The sequence below is a fragment of the Mesorhizobium sp. M2C.T.Ca.TU.002.02.1.1 genome (genome assembly GCF_003997225.1).
This window is the reverse complement of the sequence record NZ_RZTO01000927.1, coordinates 1-2,224: the sequence shown is the minus strand read 5'-3', so window position 1 is coordinate 2,224 and position 2,224 is coordinate 1. Positions and strand designations below refer to the sequence as shown.

Here is a 2,224-nt window from a genome sequence, read left to right as displayed (position 1 = left end):
GATCAGCACCCCGATGAAGCCGCTGAGCCAGCCGTCGAAACTCTTTTCCATGATCCGCTCCGTTTGCGCTTCCGTACCGGCGCGGGCCATGGCGTTGCCAGATACAATAGAGTACAATTCTACAAAACTGTAATGGTCATCAGGGAAGTACAGATGGACACATCGGGCCCAAATGCCGGTGGCGCCACCCTCGTCGAAACCGTCATGGCGGCAATCCGCCAGCGCATCGCGGCGCGCACGCTGACACCCGGAGCCCGGCTGCCGTCGATACGGGCCATGGCCAAGTCCATGCAGGTTTCGAAATCGACCGTGGTCGAGGCCTATGAGCGCCTCGCGGCGGAAGGCACGATCCGTTCGCGGCCCGGCTCCGGTTTCTACGCCGCCGGCCAGCTTGCGCCATTGTCGCTGGCCGAGATCGGTCCTCGGCTCGACCGCGCTGTAGACCCCCTCTGGGTGTCGAGGCAGTCGCTCGAAGCGGGCGAGGACATGCTGAAACCCGGCTGCGGCTGGCTGCCTGCGTCCTGGATGCCGCAGGCCGCCCTGCGCCGGGCGCTGCGCACCGCGGCCCGCGCGGACGATGTCGCGCTCGCCGACTACGGCACGCCGCTTGGCCTGCCGCCGCTGCGCCAATTGCTGGCAAGGCGCATGGCCGGGCATGGCGTCGAGGTCTCGCCGGACCAGATCATGCTGACCGACTGCGGCACCCAGGCAATCGACCTTTTGTGCCGCTTCCTGATCGAGCCCGGCGATGCGGTCCTGGTCGACGATCCCTGCTATTTCAACTTCCATGCGCTGCTGCGCGCCCATCAGGCCAAGGTGGTCGGCGTGCCTTACACGCCTTCGGGTCCGGACATCGAGCTTTTTGCCGAGGCGCTCGCCGAGCACCGGCCGCGCCTCTACATCACCAATTCCGGCATCCACAACCCGACCGGCGCGATCCTGTCGCCGGTCACCGCGCACCGGCTGCTGAAGCTCGCCGACCAAGCGGACCTCACCATCGTCGAGGACGATATCTTTGCAGACTTCGAGCACAGCCCCGCCCCGAGGCTCGCGGCTTTCGACGGGCTGCAGCGCGTCGTCCAGATCGGCTCCTTCTCCAAGACGCTGTCGGCCTCGGTGCGCTGCGGCTTCATCGCGGCGCCACCCGACTGGATGGAAGGCCTGACCGATCTCAAGATCGCCACGACATTCGGCGGCACCCGGCTGTCCGCCGAACTGGTGCTGACCCTGTTGAAGGACGGCAGCTACCGCAAGCATGTCGAGCAGTTGCGCACCCGCCTGTCGCGCGCCATGGCCGAGACCGCCGGCCGGCTGAAGGCGATGGGCGTCGCGCCCTGGATCGACCAGCCCGCCGGCATGTTCCTCTGGTGCCGTCTGCCCGACGGCATCGACGCGGCGGAAGTCGCGCGCCATGCGCTGTCGGCCAATGTTGTGCTGGCGCCCGGCAACGCCTTCAGCCTGTCGCATACCGCTGGCCGCTTCATGCGCTTCAACGTCGCGCAATGCGCCGACGAGCGTATTTTCACCGTCTTGGAAAGAGCGGTCGCAGCGTCCCGCCGCAAGGCGGCGTAGTGCGACCGCCGGTTGCCCTATCGGGCTTTGGCTGGTAGGGAACCGCCAATAGCCATGCCGGCGGGCATGCGCACGTCATCGGGACCGACAGCCATGGGATCCAGCAAGTCGGCAGACAAGTAGGCCGCAACAGCGCTTCGTTGTTGCGGCAGTCTGTCCCGTTTTTCTCGTGAGCAATTCCAGGAAAAGTGTAAAGCGGTTTTCCGTCCGGAATTGCGTCAGAAAAGACTCAGATCGCCGCCAAATCTCACCATTTGCGCGGATTTTTCCTCATGTCTTCTCCGAACCAGCCGACATGGACCTTGTCCATGCCAGCAGCCCTGCTGCTTCTGTCTCCCTTCGACATCCTGGCCTCCCTTGCCATGGATATTTATCTTCCCGTCGTGCCAGTCATGCCGGGGGCGCTCGGAATCTCGCCGGCCGTCGTCCAACTGACGCTCAGCCTCTACATGATCTGTCTTGGCCTCGGCCAACTTGCCTTCGGACCGATCTCCGACAGGATCGGCCGGCGCCCGGTGCTGATCGGCGGGGCGCTCTCGTTCATGGCTGCCTCCTTCCTGCTCGCCGTCACCTCGCTTGTACCGGCCTTCCTTGCCCTTCGCATCGCGCAGGCCCTGGGCGCCTCGGCCATGCTCGTCGCCGTCTTCGCCAC

The 2,224-nt window shown here is 65.4% G+C and carries 2 protein-coding genes; both read left to right on the top strand.

All coding sequences use genetic code 11. The annotated features are described in order from the left end of the window. The first annotated feature begins 153 nt into the window (after positions 1-153). Positions 154-1,572, top strand: coding sequence for a PLP-dependent aminotransferase family protein (locus tag EOD07_RS31545; protein ID WP_164772734.1), 1,419 nt, complete (start codon positions 154-156; stop codon positions 1,570-1,572). 272 nt (positions 1,573-1,844) lie between these two features. Beyond that, positions 1,845-2,224, top strand: a 380-nt coding sequence (locus tag EOD07_RS31540) for an MFS transporter (RefSeq protein ID WP_127238056.1), incomplete at its 3' end; no start/stop codon positions are given.

What these genes read in the sequence shown, in the direction of transcription:
- EOD07_RS31545 (WP_164772734.1), top strand. Translation starts at nt 154, where the DNA reads ATGGACACATCGGGCCCAAATGCCGGTGGCGCCACCCTCGTCGAAACC.